Source organism: Acinetobacter sp. CIP 64.7, assembly GCF_000369745.1.
GTDB lineage: Bacteria > Pseudomonadota > Gammaproteobacteria > Pseudomonadales > Moraxellaceae > Acinetobacter > Acinetobacter fasciculus.
Genome location: NZ_KB850179.1, coordinates 1,836,635 through 1,851,906, shown reverse-complemented (window position 1 = coordinate 1,851,906; position 15,272 = coordinate 1,836,635). Strand labels below are relative to the sequence as shown.

Annotated in this window: 16 protein-coding genes and 2 tRNA genes; 13 read left to right on the top strand and 5 right to left on the bottom strand. The window is 45.3% G+C overall.

The genetic code is table 11. The features are described 5' to 3' along the window. Positions 1–75: 75 nt before the first annotated feature. From F890_RS15400 to tehB, 7 genes are all read left to right on the top strand, one after another. Complete coding sequence (locus F890_RS15400) at positions 76–453, top strand: GNAT family N-acetyltransferase (protein ID WP_004278652.1); 378 nt, start codon at positions 76–78, stop codon at positions 451–453. Positions 454–656: 203 nt separating this feature from the next. Beyond that, a tRNA-Phe gene (locus F890_RS15395) sits at positions 657–732 on the top strand. 137 nt (positions 733–869) lie between these two features. Further along, positions 870–945, top strand: a tRNA-Phe gene (locus F890_RS15390). Positions 946–1,169: 224 nt separating this feature from the next. Further along, positions 1,170–1,667, top strand: a complete 498-nt coding sequence (locus tag F890_RS15385; protein ID WP_005105406.1) for a hypothetical protein — start codon at positions 1,170–1,172, stop codon at positions 1,665–1,667. A gap of 225 nt (positions 1,668–1,892) precedes the next feature. Next, positions 1,893–2,642, top strand: coding sequence for a hypothetical protein (locus F890_RS15380; RefSeq protein ID WP_004278650.1), 750 nt, complete (start codon positions 1,893–1,895; stop codon positions 2,640–2,642). Positions 2,643–2,751: 109 nt separating this feature from the next. After that, positions 2,752–3,024 carry a hypothetical protein gene (locus tag F890_RS15375; RefSeq protein WP_004278649.1) on the top strand — a complete coding sequence of 91 codons (273 nt, stop codon included), beginning with the start codon at positions 2,752–2,754 and terminating at the stop codon, positions 3,022–3,024. Between the two features lie 216 nt (positions 3,025–3,240). Continuing rightward, positions 3,241–4,107, top strand: a complete 867-nt coding sequence (gene tehB / locus F890_RS15370; RefSeq protein ID WP_004278648.1) for an SAM-dependent methyltransferase TehB — start codon at positions 3,241–3,243, stop codon at positions 4,105–4,107. Positions 4,108–4,199: 92 nt separating this feature from the next. Here the strand turns inward: tehB and F890_RS15365 are convergent, their stop codons facing one another. Then, positions 4,200–4,580: a hypothetical protein gene (locus tag F890_RS15365; protein ID WP_005105410.1), complete on the bottom strand. Its 381-nt coding sequence runs from the start codon at positions 4,578–4,580 to the stop codon at positions 4,200–4,202. A 176-nt stretch (positions 4,581–4,756) separates the two neighbouring features. Between F890_RS15365 and F890_RS15360 the strand changes: the two genes are divergently transcribed. Together F890_RS15360 and F890_RS15355 are read left to right on the top strand one after the other, a co-directional pair. Next, positions 4,757–5,221: a hypothetical protein gene (locus tag F890_RS15360; protein ID WP_005105412.1), complete on the top strand. Its 465-nt coding sequence runs from the start codon at positions 4,757–4,759 to the stop codon at positions 5,219–5,221. Then, positions 5,212–5,547 carry a hypothetical protein gene (locus F890_RS15355; protein WP_004278645.1) on the top strand — a complete coding sequence of 112 codons (336 nt, stop codon included), beginning with the start codon at positions 5,212–5,214 and terminating at the stop codon, positions 5,545–5,547. Before F890_RS15360 ends, F890_RS15355 begins: the two co-directional genes overlap by 10 nt. 19 nt (positions 5,548–5,566) lie before the next feature. Here the strand turns inward: F890_RS15355 and F890_RS15350 are convergent, their stop codons facing one another. From F890_RS15350 to fadB, 3 genes are all read right to left on the bottom strand, one after another. Continuing rightward, entirely contained in the window at positions 5,567–6,070 is a 504-nt protein-coding gene (locus F890_RS15350; protein WP_004278644.1) for a glycine-rich domain-containing protein, read from the bottom strand. A gap of 137 nt (positions 6,071–6,207) precedes the next feature. Continuing rightward, positions 6,208–7,380: an acetyl-CoA C-acyltransferase FadA gene (gene fadA / locus F890_RS15345; protein WP_005267605.1), complete on the bottom strand. Its 1,173-nt coding sequence runs from the start codon at positions 7,378–7,380 to the stop codon at positions 6,208–6,210. 12 nt (positions 7,381–7,392) lie between these two features. Further along, positions 7,393–9,543 carry a fatty acid oxidation complex subunit alpha FadB gene (gene fadB / locus F890_RS15340; RefSeq protein WP_005267604.1) on the bottom strand — a complete coding sequence of 717 codons (2,151 nt, stop codon included), beginning with the start codon at positions 9,541–9,543 and terminating at the stop codon, positions 7,393–7,395. Between the two features lie 586 nt (positions 9,544–10,129). Here fadB and F890_RS15335 point away from each other — a divergent pair. Continuing rightward, entirely contained in the window at positions 10,130–10,549 is a 420-nt protein-coding gene (locus F890_RS15335; RefSeq protein WP_004729270.1) for a PH domain-containing protein, read from the top strand. An 11-nt stretch (positions 10,550–10,560) separates the two neighbouring features. Here the strand turns inward: F890_RS15335 and F890_RS15330 are convergent, their stop codons facing one another. Further along, positions 10,561–11,622: an AAA family ATPase gene (locus F890_RS15330; protein WP_005267603.1), complete on the bottom strand. Its 1,062-nt coding sequence runs from the start codon at positions 11,620–11,622 to the stop codon at positions 10,561–10,563. 225 nt (positions 11,623–11,847) lie between these two features. Here F890_RS15330 and uvrC point away from each other — a divergent pair, with 225 nt between their 5' ends. The 3 genes from uvrC to pgsA all read left to right on the top strand — a co-directional run bounded on the left by uvrC (position 11,848) and on the right by pgsA (position 15,252). Beyond that, the gene (gene uvrC, locus F890_RS15325; protein WP_004647300.1) at positions 11,848–13,647 is read left to right on the top strand and encodes an excinuclease ABC subunit UvrC; all 1,800 of its coding nucleotides are present in this window, start codon (positions 11,848–11,850) and stop codon (positions 13,645–13,647) included. A gap of 115 nt (positions 13,648–13,762) precedes the next feature. Beyond that, entirely contained in the window at positions 13,763–14,557 is a 795-nt protein-coding gene (locus F890_RS15320) for a thioesterase family protein (RefSeq protein ID WP_004729273.1), read from the top strand. 107 nt (positions 14,558–14,664) lie between these two features. Next, entirely contained in the window at positions 14,665–15,252 is a 588-nt protein-coding gene (gene pgsA, locus F890_RS15315) for a CDP-diacylglycerol--glycerol-3-phosphate 3-phosphatidyltransferase (protein WP_016806864.1), read from the top strand. Positions 15,253–15,272: the final 20 nt, after the last annotated feature.

Genomic DNA, 15,272 nt, shown 5'->3' with positions numbered 1-15,272 from the left:
CAAAATGATTGATGTAGAAAATATTTTCGCCGTGACGAAGTCACCGCATATTAGATTGCTCAGGAGGGTTTATCAATGCCTATCACCGTACATGCTTATACTTCTTTAGAAAATGACGAAGTGCGCAGCCAGCTTGAGCGACTGTATGACACGAGCCCGGAATTTAGCGACGGGGCAGATGCCATGGAACAACTAGAGCAAAACCTTGCACAGTATACCTCAGTTTATAGCGCAGAATTTAATAGCAAAATTATTGGGGCAATCTGGTGCACTGGACAGGGCGAAAGCCGGATTCTGGAAAATATCGTGGTACATCCGGCCAACCGTGGTCGTGGCGTGGCAGAAAGGCTGGTCAGCGAAGTCTGCCGCATGGAAGAAGAAAAAGGTGTAAAAAACTTCGTGCCAGGCTGTGGGGCCATTCATCGTTGTCTGGCCAATCTGGAAAAAATCTGAAGATAGAGCAATATCAAGCAGTCATTAGGCTGCTTTTTTATGTAAATAAGCGCTTAAATCTGTTTTATTGCTGAGGTCTTTGGTAAACACTGTTCGATTTATGACTCAAATTGATGCGAGTTGATGGAAAAGTAAACATTTGGTGAAAATTATTCTCTCTGCTCTTGACGATTTACAACTGAAACTGTTTAATACGCGACATCGGCGTGATAGCTCAGTAGGTAGAGCAACGGATTGAAAATCCGTGTGTCCCCAGTTCGATCCTGGGTCTCGCCACCATATTTTAAAACGATTTCAAAGTTTTCAATCCCTGATCCCATCAGGGATTTTTTTTAGGCCAAAAATCAGCCACTCAAATATTTTTTTCATAATTTTGATTGACTAATGAGGCCAGATACGGCTTAATACACCGCATCGGCGTGATAGCTCAGTAGGTAGAGCAACGGATTGAAAATCCGTGTGTCCCCAGTTCGATCCTGGGTCTCGCCACCATATTCAAAAAATCCTCAAACTTGGTTTGGGGATTTTTTTTGCCTGCACCAAAGCCAGATCAACATTATTCTTTTCTATTTTTCAGTTGTTTCAACTTCTTCTTTTTCGACGTTTCCTGCTTTTTTCTTCCTGATTGACCGTTTATCAAACTTAACAATAGGCACTGGCATTATTTGTAAGATTTAGCTTTGACGCTTTCCCTTTTCCAAACGAGGGTGAAAATGATGAATCTCCTAACACCAATTAAACTAGGCCTTCTTACGGCCTGTACTGCTTTTAGCCTACCGATATTAAGCTATGCTGCGCCTGCTGCTGATTCAGTGGTGTTGCCGACTCTGACCGTCATGGCGGAACCGGAACTGCGCGCCGTGACTGAAAAAATGTTGCCTTATCAGGAACAGAACAGCCAACGTAAGGCCCTGCAAATACGCCTGATGAAAATTGAACGTGAAATTCAGGCCTATAGCGTGGATGGCGACGTGGTCGCGAATATTGATGTGATGCGTGCACCTGCCGACCCTGATCTGGATAGCCTGCCTGTGGTGTTCCGTGAATATGTATTGGCCATCGCACAGGGCTTGCAGTCTTCAGACCCAAGAAATGGGGTATATGTATTGCTGCAACCTTTTGGAATTAACCGCGACGCCACCAATGTGAATATTGTCCGTGAGCAATTCGATCCGAACCGGCTGAATCTGAGCCTGCCGTTTGGCTCCCCATAATGTATACCTGTCGGTCCAGATAACTTTGTTTAACGAGCTTATTAAAGTTGCTATGCAATGAGACCGACAAAGTAGTGTTCTGGGAAGAGTGGTTTTGTGAGAGGGGCAATTTCTGTCTAAGCTAGACATATTATTGGAAAAATCAAATGCCTTGAATTGTGTTTAAAAAATAAGCATAGTGGATGTAAATCAACAAGATCTGACTGACAGAGCTGGAGCGTATACATGCCGCGTGTTTTTATGATTGTAGCCGCTGTGACACTGGCAATTTTTATTGGGCTGTTTTATCAGAATTCGGTCCAGCAAAAACATCAGGCCGAGCTGCTCGAATATGAAACTGTGCTTGAAGAAAAAACCGAGAGTATTGCGCAGCAGGCACAGGACTGGTCTAAACCGATTCAGATTGAACTTGAGGATGACCGTCTGGATGGTGACTATGCCATCATGGCTGAATTTATGCTGGGGCAATTGCGCGACAGTGCCGAGGAACGTAATCAGTATCTACGCGACTTAAAAGCCGCCAACTGGCAGAATTTTCTGAATATCGACCGCTTGGCTAAGGATCAGGCACAAGGCTATAAAGAAACTGAAGCCATGCTCAAGCAAGTCCATCAAATTGTGAATAGCTATCAGCAGAAAATCCAGCAGCGCGATGCCGAGCTGATCGACAAGGCACAGCAACTGGATATTAAGAACCGTTATCGCCAGCAACTGAGCCTGACTCTAAAAGACAGTCAGCAAAATAGTAATGCACATGTCATTTTTGAAATTGAAAAACAGACTCTGGCCAAGGCTGATGCCTTATTTGCAGTACTGAAAAAGCATAAATGGCAAAAGAAAAATAACACCTTTATGTTCTATGACGATAAAGCCGTGCAAGAGTTTAATGCGCTGTATAAAGAAATGCTGCACCTGAATAAACAGACGGAACGAGTGGCGACTGCCAACCAGAAAGCGGTTGAAAACAAGTTGTAGCCTGACTTAGATGACAGGATTGCCATAGGACTGTCATCTGCTGTTCAAACTCGCTTGCTAAATTGAAGGGGTCGCACAGATCACGACATAACATTTAAGCAGGTGAGTCATGCAAACAATTCAGGTTTTTGCTGATATTCAGCAGGTGTACGGTGAGTTTGTCGCAAATAAAACATGTCCAAAATTACAAAGGATGAATAACGGAGACAAGAACCGGTTGTTCTTGGATCAATATTTCACGCTGATCGAGGACTGGCACTATACCGAACAGATTGTGATTCAGTTCAATCAGCAGTATTTCAGTCTGGATCTGGGGAGCGCTCCGGATTTTATGGATCAGGATAAATATATCAACTGGCTAAAGTCGGAACTGCTGCATTAATCGAATCGTCATATTCCTCGTTGATAGATAACCGAGCTGTCTCAAGAGAGGCAGCTTTTTTATTTTGATAGAAAACTGGTATTGATCTTGCTGTTGCATCGGCACAGCGCGAACAGGCGCTGATTCCAATTCCGATTTGAACAGGCTATGCTGAATTAATTACCGCTGCCAAAAGAATGACAGGCGGAGCATGGATGATATGGAGGGCAAAAAATTATGCAACAGTTGAAATGTTATAAGGAACTTCCAGTCTGGACTCAGCAGAGTATTCCTCAGGGCTTCAAGAATCAGCACAATACCAAAGCGGGTACCTGGGCGAAACTGACAGTATTAAAAGGTGAGCTGCGTTTTGCCATGCTGGAAGAATCTGGCGCAGTGCAATCCGAGCATGTGTTTACACCAGAGCAGCAACCGCCATTTATTGAGCCTGAGGCCTGGCACAAAATTGTTTCTGCCAGTGAGAATATCGAATGCCAGCTGCGTTTTTACTGCCGGCCTGAGGATTACTTCATCAAGAAATATCAGTTAAATCCTACCCATTCTGAAGTGCTGGCCGCCATGCCCTATTTAAAAGGTGGTCGTGCGCTGGATGTCGGCTGTGGTACAGGGCGTAATGTGCTTTATTTGAGCCAGAACGGCTTTAATGTCGATGCCTGGGATGTCAACGAAAACAGTTTGCAAACCTTAAGACAGATTGTGCAGACCGAGCAGATTAATCATGTGCAGGTACAGCGCCGCGACCTCAACACGGATACCAGCATTGCAGGCCAATATGACTTTATCTACTGTACCGTGGTGATGATGTTCCTTGAGGCGAAAACCATTCCACCGCTGATTGCACAGATGCAGCAGGCGACCGTGCCAGGTGGCTATAACCTGATTGTTTGTGCCATGGATACGCCAGATATTCCGGCACAAGCCGATTTTCCATTTGCTTTTCAGCCGGGGGAGTTGCGAGGGTATTATGAGGGCTGGAATATTGTGAAATACAATGAAGATATTGGTGAGCTATACCGTGTCGATGAGCAGGGCCAGCGGATTAAACAGCATTTTGCCACGATGCTGGCGCAGAAGGCTGAATAGAAGATTAAGTCTTTTAATTCCTGAAAATAAATTAAATCATCCAAAACAAAAAAAGATGTCAGGCTGACATCTTTTTTTATACTTAAAAAATCTTAAGCTGCTTTTTTAAACCAAGAGAACCAGCCTTTTTTCTCAGCTTTTACTTCTGCTTTTTCAGCAGCCGTATCTTTGGTTTCTACTGCTTCAGTTTTCACAGCTTCAACGTGTTGTTCTGCTGTAGCTTGAGCCATTTCTACTTGAGTCGTTGCTTCTGTTTTTACTGCTTCAGCTTTAGTTTCAGCCGCTTGTTGAGTTGCAGCAACAGTCGCTTGAGCAGCTTCAACTTTCGCTTGTACAGGTGCAGCAGCTTCTTTGGCAACAGTTTGGGTTGTTTTACTTACAACAGTTGCTGGCGCAACTTGAGCTTCAGTTGCCATTGCAGATGCAGAAGTCGCTACGATTGCAGTCGCGATCATTGTTTTAAGCATGTTCATATATACCCTTTTAAGGAAATAGGAAAAAAGAGGCTTGATCATACATTTATAAAATTTAAGTGCTTCATAAATATGGTTTTATTGGTTGATTATTCAACTGAAATTACAAAGGAATAACATTTCATCTAGTTAAGAATTATAATTGTTTAAAACAAATAATTATTTTAGAGATTGTAGTGGGTCAACTTCAAACAAATGGATATATTACTTGCTCATCTTGTAATACAGTAAATAAGCTTCATGAGATTGGTGATCAAGGTCTTTATCATTGTGGTACTTGCCAAAATCCATTAATTTTCATTAATAAAGAAAAACCTAAATCAGGTTTTATGAAAATTCTTGTTATTGCTGGATTGATTGGGGTTGCTGGTGGTGTAGGCATAGATCAAATAAAAGACGCTCTCAAACCCACTGAAATTAATTATTCGAAAATTCAAACTAATTGGACTGATAAGCAGGTTAGGCAGTTTGATCTTAATTGTAAGGCAAATTTGGCTATGCAAAAGAAAAGATGGGATGCTGAACGTATTGATAAGACATGTACATGTTTTACGACGTACATAGTTGAAAATACTAATTATCCACTCTGGGGTAAGTTAGATCCTAAAGTGGTTGATGCAGGTACAAATGAATGCATTTAGAAAATAATGAAAAAGATCAATTAAATTTAAACCCTAATTTGGAAAAGTTTTTAAACTTAATTGAAGAAGTTTATACAGGTAATTTAAAGGCTTTTAGCGATGCATTTTCCGATGAAGATACTTCTTTTTATGAGCGCTTAAAAAAAGATATTCAGAGGGCAAAACAAGGGTCATTAACCATTAAGAAAGAAGATGCATTGAAGAAATATATATTTTTTCTTGAATATAAGCAGTGGGAAAAGAATACAGACAATAAATTTTCTAAGAAATTAGATTTACAAATAGATACAGCAATTGAAGCCTTATGTAAGGCAACTGGGCAGTGATACTGCCCAGTATAAAAAGCTATTTACATGCACCAGGTACACGACATGCACAGCTTGAAGGAGCGTGACAGGCGTGATCATCACCACAGCGTGCTTCAATTGTGAAATCAGGGTATGGGCCAAACCAAACTTCATAAAGTTCTTTAGTTCGCTGGAAAGTATCTTTCAAATTTTGTTGGTCGACTTCATCATGGATTCCAAAATATGGATAGTGGTGCAGATAAGCTCCAAAAATTTTCAAGCAATCCATGTGGTAATTTCGAGTATCTAAAATGTGAGCATGCCAAAACTCATCAACAAGTTTATTAGGTACTAGCGTTTCTTTTGGATAGAAATATTTTAACGCTAGAAAACGTTTATATTCTTGCTCTGCAAATTCGCAAACTTTTTTTGACATGGTTGCTTCTTTACCTGATGTTAATTTAAATTTTAATTTATTGAAATTTAAACTCTCAACCGAAGTCGGCATATTTGAGCTTGCTAGAGTAGCTTTATGGTTAAAGTCTATTGCTAAATTTCCCATTTCTTTTTCCTTAGTAGGTTTATAGCGTTGTTGCTATGTAGGAAATATTGCCATGTAGCTTTATTTGGATTGGGGAATTTTAAGGGACAAAAAAACCCCGCAAAAGCGGGGTTTTTTTTGATCTTGGTATTTAAGAATTAAACACGTTCGATAATGGTCGCAATACCTTGACCTAGGCCGATACACATCGTCGCAAGACCGATTTGCGTATCTTGCTGTTCCATTACGTTCAGCAATGTTGTTGTGATACGCGCACCAGAACAACCCAATGGGTGACCCAATGCAATCGCGCCACCGTTATGGTTCACGATGTCTTGCTTGTCATAAATACCTAAGCCTTTAAGAACAGACAGACCTTGTGCAGCAAAGGCTTCGTTCAATTCAAAGGTTTGGATATCAGAAATCGCTAGACCAGCGCGTTTCAACGCTTTTTGTGTTGCCGGAACCGGACCATAACCCATGATCGCAGCATCACAGCCCGCAACCGCCATAGAGCGAATTACAGCACGTGGCTTAAGACCTAAAGCTTGAGCACGTTCAGCAGACATCAACAACATTGCAGAAGCACCATCAGACAAAGCTGAAGATGTTGCCGCAGTTAATGTACCGCCTTTCGGATCGAAGACTGGACGCAAAGATTTGAACGATTCAAGGTTCGCATCTGGACGGATCACTTCATCGATATCACACAGGATTTTGTAGCCATCTGCATTATGACCTTCAATGCCGACGATCTCGTTCTGGAACAGGCCATTTTCAGTCGCAGCCCAGGCACGGCGATGTGATTCCACACCAAACGCATCCTGTTCTTCACGGCTAATACCGTTCATGCGACCCAACATTTCAGCAGTTAAGCCCATCATGTTCGACGCTTTGGCATAATGCTTAGACGCTTCAGGGTTCAGGTCGATGCCGTGCATCATGCCCACATGGCCCATGTGCTCAACACCACCGATGATGAAGATATCACCCTGGTTCGTGGCAATTTGCGCAGCCGCAGTGTGAATCGCCTGCATAGACGAACCACAAAGACGGTTCACCGTTTGACCTGCAACAGTCTTCGGCAAGTCTGCCAGTAATGCGATATTACGGGCAATGTTCATACCTTGTTCTAGGGTTTGGTTCACACAGCCCCAGATTACGTCTTCAACTTCATGCGGGTCGAATTCGTTACGTACCAGCAGGGCACGGACAAGCTCAGCAGACATCGAGTCGGCACGTACATTGCGGAACATACCGTTTTTGGTTTTACCCATTGCTGAACGTACGCCATCAACGATGACAACGTCACGTGGATTTAAAGTAGCCATTCACGTTGCTCCTTAACCGTAGAATTTTTTGTTGTTAGCAGCCATTTCGCGCAACATTTCTGGCGCTTCATAAGCTTTACCAAGGTGCGCATACTTATTGCAAAGCGCAACATACTCAGCTACACCGGTTTGATCGATGTAACGGCATGGACCACCACGGAATGGCGGGAAACCAACACCCATGATCATCGCCATATCTGCTTCAGCAGCAGTCGCTACAATGTTGTCTTCCAGGCAACGAACTGTTTCGTTACAGAAAGCCAGCATCATACGGTCAATGATTTCCTGAGCGTCAAATTCACGTTTTTCCGAAGTTGCAACAGAGGCTACAAGCTCATACGCAGTCGGATCAACCACTTTGGCTTTTTTGCCTTTACGGTCAAGTTCATACTTGTAGAAACCAACGTCATTCTTTTGCCCCAGACGTTTGTTTTCGTACATGACTTGGATCGAGCCTTTGAAATCAGGTTTCATGCGATCAGGGAAGCCTTCAGCCATCACTTCTGCACCGTGTACGCCAGTGTCGATACCGACAACGTCCATCAGGTAAGCAGGACCCATTGGCCAGCCGAATTTTTCCATGACTTTATCGATTTGCTGGAAGTCAGCGCCATCTTTAAGCAACAGGTCAAATGCACCGAAGTAAGGGAACAGTACGCGGTTGACCAGGAAGCCCGGGCAGTCATTGACCACGATTGGTGTTTTACCCATTTTCTGAGCAAGCACCACAGTCGTTGCAATCGCTTCGTCAGAAGTCTTCGCACCGCGAATCACTTCAACCAGTGGCATCATGTGTACCGGGTTAAAGAAGTGCATACCGACGAAGTTTTCAGGACGTTCCAGGTTTTCAGCCAGGCGCGTGATTGAAATCGTAGAAGTATTAGATGCAATGATCGTGTTGTCACGAACTTTCGCTTCAGTTTCTTTCAGTACGATACCTTTGACTTTTGGATTTTCAGTCACGGCTTCGATCACGATGTCCACTTCTTTAAACTCGTCATAGCTTAAAGTTGGACGGATGCGCGCAAGAGTTTCACCCATTTGAGCAGGCTTCATCTTCTTACGTTCAACTTGTTTGGTCAGTAAACCATTGGCTTCTTTCATACCCAAAGCAAGTTGCTGGTTACCGATGTCTTTCATGATGATCGGTGTGCCTTTGCTTGCCGCCTGGTAAGCAATACCACCACCCATGATACCCGCGCCTAGAACAGCCGCCTGGTTCACTGGATGCGCACCTTTTTCATAGCGCTTCGAGGTTTTTTTCACGATCTGGTCATTCAGGAACAAACCGATCAAGGCACCTGCTTGTGGTGTGACTGCTGCTTTAGCAAAACCTTCAGCTTCCGCTTTCAGCGCGTCATCACGATGCAGGCTCGCACCCGCTTGAAGAGAATCAAGCAGTAATTTTGGTGCAGGGTATTGAGCTGGATTAGCTTTTGCCAGAACCATGCCTTTCGATGAGTTAAACGCCATCATCTGTTCGATCGGGCTGAGTTTAACTGGATCGAGTTTTTCCTGACGCTTGGTTTTCCAGTCTAAACGGCCATGAATCGCCTGTTTTACCAGATCAAATGCAGCATCTTGTAGCTTGTCAGCAGGAACGACAGCATCGACTGCACCGTCTTTCAGTGCAGCAGCTGGCTTCTTAGGATTGGCCATTGCCATCCATTCTACCGCGTTGTCGATACCGATTAGACGGCTTAAACGCACTGTACCACCGAAGCCCGGGAAGATACCCAGCTTGATTTCAGGTAGGCCCACTTGTGCCTGTTCTGACATGACACGGTAGTCACACACCAGGCACATTTCGAAACCGCCACCCAGTGCCATGCCATTAATTGCAGCCACTTTAGGAATGTCGAGGTCTTCGAAGCTGTTAAAAATTTCATGTACTGGCATTGCCCAGTCAACAATCGCTTGTTCACCCTGAGCAAAGTTGTCGCCGAATTCAGTGATATCAGCACCTACAATAAATGTAGATTTGCCTGAAGTCACAATCAGACCTTGAATATCGGCATGGGAGACGGCTTCGATAGCAGCCTTGAAATCTTCAATCGTTGCACGGTTGAATTTGTTAACGGACTCACCTTGTAAGTCAAAGCGGAATTCTGCAATCCCGTCCTCAAGCATTTGGACGGTAATGGCATTGCCAGCGTGGATCATGCCCTGATCTCCTTTATTTTGGAGGACTTCTAAGTTGATGTTGTGAAGCAAGTGCGCATGTCCCGCGCACTTTTTGACTTCGCTAATCTTACGATAACTATATCCAAAAAGAACATAACAAGTTGTATCAAGCCGTGACGCAATGGTCATCAATTTCTGCCAGACTGATCTGACCCGCTATGATTTTTCCTATCAGTTTTCTAAAAGCAGATGAACCAAAGATTCTGTTTCAATTCATTATTTTTTATCAATCAGCCAGATAGATATGGAGCAGGGTGACTAATTTTCAAGGTGCATTTCTAGCGGAGTTTTGTCAATTCAGTCAATTTTCATCCTTGAATGTGCCATTTTTAGCCTCGAATCATGCTGAGCGCAGGACTTTCAGGTCTTTACTGATATTGTTCAATCAGCACAAATAAAAGCGCAGTAGCTCATTCCGGCTGCTGAACTTTTCTGAGGAGATCGAAAATGAGAACGATCCTGTCGATGTGTGATTTGAAATAATTTCTATCCTGCCGGGTTGAATCCCTGTCATCTGCTATGGAATTGTTTATGATGATCTTGCACCAAGATATGGGGGATATCGATGCACATGTTTCGTTCTAAAAAAGACTGGTGGTTGCTGGCTTTTGTGATTTGTATGAGTGGCCTGCTGCTGCAACTGCTGCTAACCATGCAGGCCAAAGGGACCATGCAGCAATATCCGCTGCATACTGCAGTTTATGTCCTGACCATTCTTATTCTATGGTGGCCGCTGTGGAGTACGCGCTATGTGGTGGACAATGGGATATTGACCATAAAAAGCCTGTGGTTAAGCTGGAAGATTCCGTTAAGTGAAATCCAATCCATTCAGCCCACAGACCACTCTATCATTGCGCCAGCCTTATCTTTAAAGCGTCTGCGGATTGACTATACTGATGCGGGCGTGCAGAAATTTATATTGGTTTCACCCAAAGATCAAACTGCTTTTATACAGGTGCTTCAGCCGAATAAAAACGGAAAGTGAGTCTGTATGATTTAAGCTTTTGCTTGCTCAGGCAGAACCACCAGCTGTCCATCGAAACAGTCCAGGTGCAGACTGAATTGCTCAGGCTGGTTTAAAAAATACAGCGCCAGAATCGGCTCCAGTTCGGTACGCATCTTGCGGCCCAAATGTCGGGCGCCGTAACGAATATCATGGTCCTGATAGAAATAGGCTTTGGCTGAAGCGCTTAAATGCACGCTGCGTTGCTGATGTTGCAAGCGCTTGTTCAGTTTATCCAGTTCAATTTCGACCAGACGTGGCAGGGCATCATGCTGTACCGCCTGATAATGCAGGCTGCGGTCAATCCGGTTCAGAAATTCAGGGTCGAATTTACGCTGCATGACTTTTTCAATGATGCGCTGGGTGGGAACGCGCTTCAGACACAGTGCCTGCATTTTCTCAGGCAGATAGCTGAGTTTGTCCAGATATTGCTGCGCCGCCTGTGCCCCGACATTGCTGGTCATAAAGATCATGCAGTTGCGAAAATCGATAGTTTTAGTGCCCGCTGTCAAGGTCAGCCGGCCAGTATCCAGCACGTTCATCAAGCCGCGAATCACTTCGTTACTGGCTTTTTCCAGCTCATCAAACAGCATGATGCCGGGCCGGGTATGACTGCCGGCAATCGCAGTTTCATCAAACAGGCTGTGACCTTCCTTTGATCCCACATAACCGGGCGGTGCGCCGGTCAAAGCCGCCGCATAATGTTCCTGTGCCAGAGTATTCATATCAATCCGGCAAAAGGCATCCGGGCGGCCATAGATCGCATCGGCAATCAGACGCACGGTTTCTGTTTTACCGACGCCAGTAGGGCCCAGCATCAAGGTAACCGACAAAGGGCGATCCGGACTGGAAAAATCTGCCTTGACCACATGCAACATTTTTTCAATTTCATTCAGGGCTGCATCCTGCCCAATAATCCGTTCACGTAGCAGTTGCATTACCTTACTCGGCTCGAAATGAAAACGCGGTTTACCAATCAGGCGAGCACATTCAGACGGGTGATGGGTGGAGGTGGAGGGTTGAACAATATGAATGCCCGATTGCTGCAGGATCATGCGAATCATCTCAAAACTAGACTTTTTGAGCATAACAAAGTTAAAGGTTGAAACTTATAGCTTTTAACAATCAGTTTATGTCGTGAGGATTATAGATTGGGGGGATAACCCGACAGGAACTTTAAGATTAAGTGGCAGCTTCAGGGGAATTTTGTGTTTTTGCTTGAAAATGACGCAACAATCATCACATATATCTGCAGATTGTAGGTGAAAAATAGGCTTTAGGTGAACGAAAACGCACGCCCCCATATTGAAAAAATCCTGGCGAATATGACCAGCCTGCCCGGGGTCTACCGGATGTATGGCAAAGACGGTGAATTATTGTATGTGGGTAAAGCCAAAAACCTGAAAAACCGGGTCTCCAGCTATTTTGTCAAAACGCTGGATCATCCCAAAACCCAGGCCTTGGTGGCACGGATTTATGATATCCAGACCCTGGTGGTACGTTCTGAAACTGAAGCCTTGTTGCTGGAACAGAACCTGATCAAGCTGCATCATCCGCCCTATAACATCATGCTGCGTGATGACAAATCTTATGTCTATATTTTTGTTTCGGCAGATAAACCCTATCCGCGTTTAGCCAGTGGGCGCGGCAAGGGCAAGCACCAGGTGGGCAAGTTTTTTGGACCTTATCCGAGTGCGTATACCGCCCGGGATACTCTGGTGGTGCTACAAAAACTGTTCAATGTGCGTTCCTGTGAAAACAGTTTTTTTGCCAACCGGACCCGGCCATGTCTGCAATACCAGATCAAACGCTGCTCTGCGCCCTGTGTCGGATTTATTTCTCCGGAAGACTATAAGGCAGATGTCGATAACTCGATCCGATTTTTGCAGGGCGATACCAAGGAGCTGAATCAGGAACTGATCGCAAAAATGGAAGCGGCCGCTGAAGCGCTGGAATTTGAAAAAGCGGTGTTCTATCGTGACCGGATGGCATTGTTAAGAGACGTACAGTCGCAGCAGGCGATCTATAAGCTCAAAGGCGAAGCCGATATCCTGTCGATTGCCTATCAGGCCGGGGTGACCTGTGTGCAGATCATGCATGTGCGCAACGGCAAAATGCTGGGTGGAAAAAGTTATTTCCCAGATATGCTCAGTGATGACCTGGGGCAGATGCTGGCCGATTTTATTGCCAATTTTTATTTTCAGGTGGCCGATGAAATTCCGGCTGAACTGATTGTTAATCTGGAAGTGGCTGATCGTAAAGAACTGGAAGCAGCACTCTCGCAGCATTTTGGCAAGAAAATCCAGATCAAGTCCAAAGTCCGCGAAACCCGGGCCGAATGGCTGGAACTGGCGCAGATGAATGTACAGCACGCGATTCAGGGCAAGCTGGCCAATCATATAGAATTAAATGAGCGTTTTCATCAGTTGGAGCAGGTGGTCGGCCGTCCTGTAGATCGGATTGAGTGCTTCGATATTTCGCATACTATGGGTGAAGATACCGTGGCTTCCTGTGTGGTCTTTGATAGTGGGGGCGCGCGCAAGCGCGACTATCGCCAGTTTTCCATTCATGATATTCAGGCGGGCGATGACTATGCCGCCATGCGTCAGGCGCTGACCCGTCGTTATAAAAAAGCCCTGTTGCCAGACTTGCTGCTGATTGATGGTGGCAAGGGGCAATTGCACATGGCAATGGAAGTCATGCAGGAACTGGGACTGGATGCCTTTATGGTCGGTGTGTCCAAAGGTGAGGGACGTAAGCCCGGTCTGGAAACCCTGCACTTTACCGATGGCAGTAAAATTCAATTACCGGAGGATCATAAGGCACTGCATCTAATTCAGCAGGTGCGTGATGAAGCGCACCGCTTTGCGATTACCAAGCACCGTGCCAAACGTGACAAGAAACGAGGTTCATCAGTGCTGGAAGTTATTCCGGGGCTCGGACCAAAACGCCGTCGTGACCTGCTGACCCATTTTGGCGGGATTCAGGGCGTACTCAAAGCCTCAGAACGAGATCTGCAACTGGTACCGGGACTGGGTTCAGTCATGGCACGGATGATTTATAAAGTGTTGCATGAATAACTTGGGGCTCGAATGCAAGGGCAAAAATGCGTATTGACGCATGGGTCACAGGACATTCACAACCTGATGAATTTTGCCGAATATACTGAGCATCAAGACTTACTGAGGGATCAACATGTCTTTGCATGCACTTTATGCACAAATTACCGAACAGGAATGGGTAGAGTTCCCACAGGGATGGTTACAGGGCCGTACCCTGTATGGCGGTCTGGCTGCCGCGATGATGATGCAGAAAGCCGTCACTCACATCAATGATCCGGCCAAGCATTTACTCAGTTGCAGTGTGACCTTTGTTGGCCCGATTCAGCAAGCCAAAGTACGACTGAGTGCCGAAACCCTGCGGCAGGGCAAGTCGGTGACCACGATTGAAGTGCGCTTATGGCAGGACGACGCGGTGCAAAGTATTCTGATTGCCAGTTTCGGTATTTCCCGTGATTCAGAGATTCAGGTACAGCAACAAGTTCAGGCACCCGACTATGCTGCGCCAGAGCAGCTGTTTCAGATTCCTGTTGGCTATGGTATGCCAGACTGTTATGACCATTTCGAAGTGGCCTGGGCGGATGTCAATCTGCCTTGTAGTGCCAGTCCTCGTCCGGACTTCGGTGGCTGGTGCCGGTTTCATCCTGAAAAGCATCACAACCGTGAATTTCTGGTCGCCGATCTGATGGCTATCTTTGATATCTGGCCACCCGGGGTGTTACCGATGTTTAAAAACATGGCACCTGCGAGTAGTCTGACCTGGACCGTAACCTATGTGCATCCGGTGCAACACCAATTGCATGATTGGTTTAAATATAAAGTATTTACCGACTATGCTACGGATGGTTATGCGACGGAGCATGCCTATCTCTGGGATGCCGAAAATCGCCTGATTGCGATGGCAAGACAAACAGTGACGGTGTTTGCCTAGTGACACTGCAAGTCAATTCGTATAAAGTGAAGCCTATTAATGATGGATCAAACCTCTAAAAAAGTGTGCATTTTCATCGTACATGAGGGGAACAATTGGCGGTGTCTATGACTACAGGTCGTATCCTGAATATTCCAAATATCTTGACCTTGGCGCGTATCGCTCTTATTCCGGTATTTTTATTGGTGGCTTACTGGCCGCCTGCCATGGGCTTTGATGCCCATAACCCCGACATGACGCGGCATATTATTTTGACCACGATTTTTGTGGTGGCTGCAGTAACGGACTGGTTTGATGGCTATCTGGCACGTACATTAAACCAGACTTCTGCTTTTGGACGTTTTCTCGACCCAGTTGCAGATAAATTGATGGTCGCAGCTGCACTGATTGTACTGGTGCAATGGCAGCCTTCCATGTCGATGGCTTTTGCTGCGATTGTAATTATTTCGCGTGAAATTACCGTTTCAGCCCTGCGTGAATGGATGGCAGAACTCGGTGCGCGGACCAATGTTGCGGTTTCAACAGTGGGTAAATACAAAACCGCTTTTCAGATGATCGCTATCACCGTATTCCTGCTGAACTGGCCACCGCTAGAAATGCTGGCGTATGCCTTGCTATACACCGCAGTGGTACTCACTTTATGGTCGATGTTCATTTATCTGAAAGCGGCTTGGCCATATCTGAAACAGCCTTAATCGAAATGAAAAGAGAAGCT

What these genes read in the sequence shown, in the direction of transcription:
- F890_RS15385 (WP_005105406.1), top strand. Translation starts at nt 1,170, where the DNA reads ATGAATCTCCTAACACCAATTAAACTAGGCCTTCTTACGGCCTGTACT.
- F890_RS15375 (WP_004278649.1), top strand. Translation starts at nt 2,752, where the DNA reads ATGCAAACAATTCAGGTTTTTGCTGATATTCAGCAGGTGTACGGTGAG.
- F890_RS15350 (WP_004278644.1), bottom strand. Translation starts at nt 6,070, where the DNA reads ATGGGAAATTTAGCAATAGACTTTAACCATAAAGCTACTCTAGCAAGC.
- F890_RS15335 (WP_004729270.1), top strand. Translation starts at nt 10,130, where the DNA reads ATGCACATGTTTCGTTCTAAAAAAGACTGGTGGTTGCTGGCTTTTGTG.
- fadB (WP_005267604.1), bottom strand. Translation starts at nt 9,543, where the DNA reads ATGATCCACGCTGGCAATGCCATTACCGTCCAAATGCTTGAGGACGGG.
- F890_RS15330 (WP_005267603.1), bottom strand. Translation starts at nt 11,622, where the DNA reads ATGATCCTGCAGCAATCGGGCATTCATATTGTTCAACCCTCCACCTCC.
- F890_RS15380 (WP_004278650.1), top strand. Translation starts at nt 1,893, where the DNA reads ATGCCGCGTGTTTTTATGATTGTAGCCGCTGTGACACTGGCAATTTTT.
- fadA (WP_005267605.1), bottom strand. Translation starts at nt 7,380, where the DNA reads ATGGCTACTTTAAATCCACGTGACGTTGTCATCGTTGATGGCGTACGT.
- F890_RS15320 (WP_004729273.1), top strand. Translation starts at nt 13,763, where the DNA reads ATGTCTTTGCATGCACTTTATGCACAAATTACCGAACAGGAATGGGTA.
- F890_RS15355 (WP_004278645.1), top strand. Translation starts at nt 5,212, where the DNA reads ATGCATTTAGAAAATAATGAAAAAGATCAATTAAATTTAAACCCTAAT.
- pgsA (WP_016806864.1), top strand. Translation starts at nt 14,665, where the DNA reads ATGACTACAGGTCGTATCCTGAATATTCCAAATATCTTGACCTTGGCG.
- F890_RS15400 (WP_004278652.1), top strand. Translation starts at nt 76, where the DNA reads ATGCCTATCACCGTACATGCTTATACTTCTTTAGAAAATGACGAAGTG.
- tehB (WP_004278648.1), top strand. Translation starts at nt 3,241, where the DNA reads ATGCAACAGTTGAAATGTTATAAGGAACTTCCAGTCTGGACTCAGCAG.
- F890_RS15365 (WP_005105410.1), bottom strand. Translation starts at nt 4,580, where the DNA reads ATGAACATGCTTAAAACAATGATCGCGACTGCAATCGTAGCGACTTCT.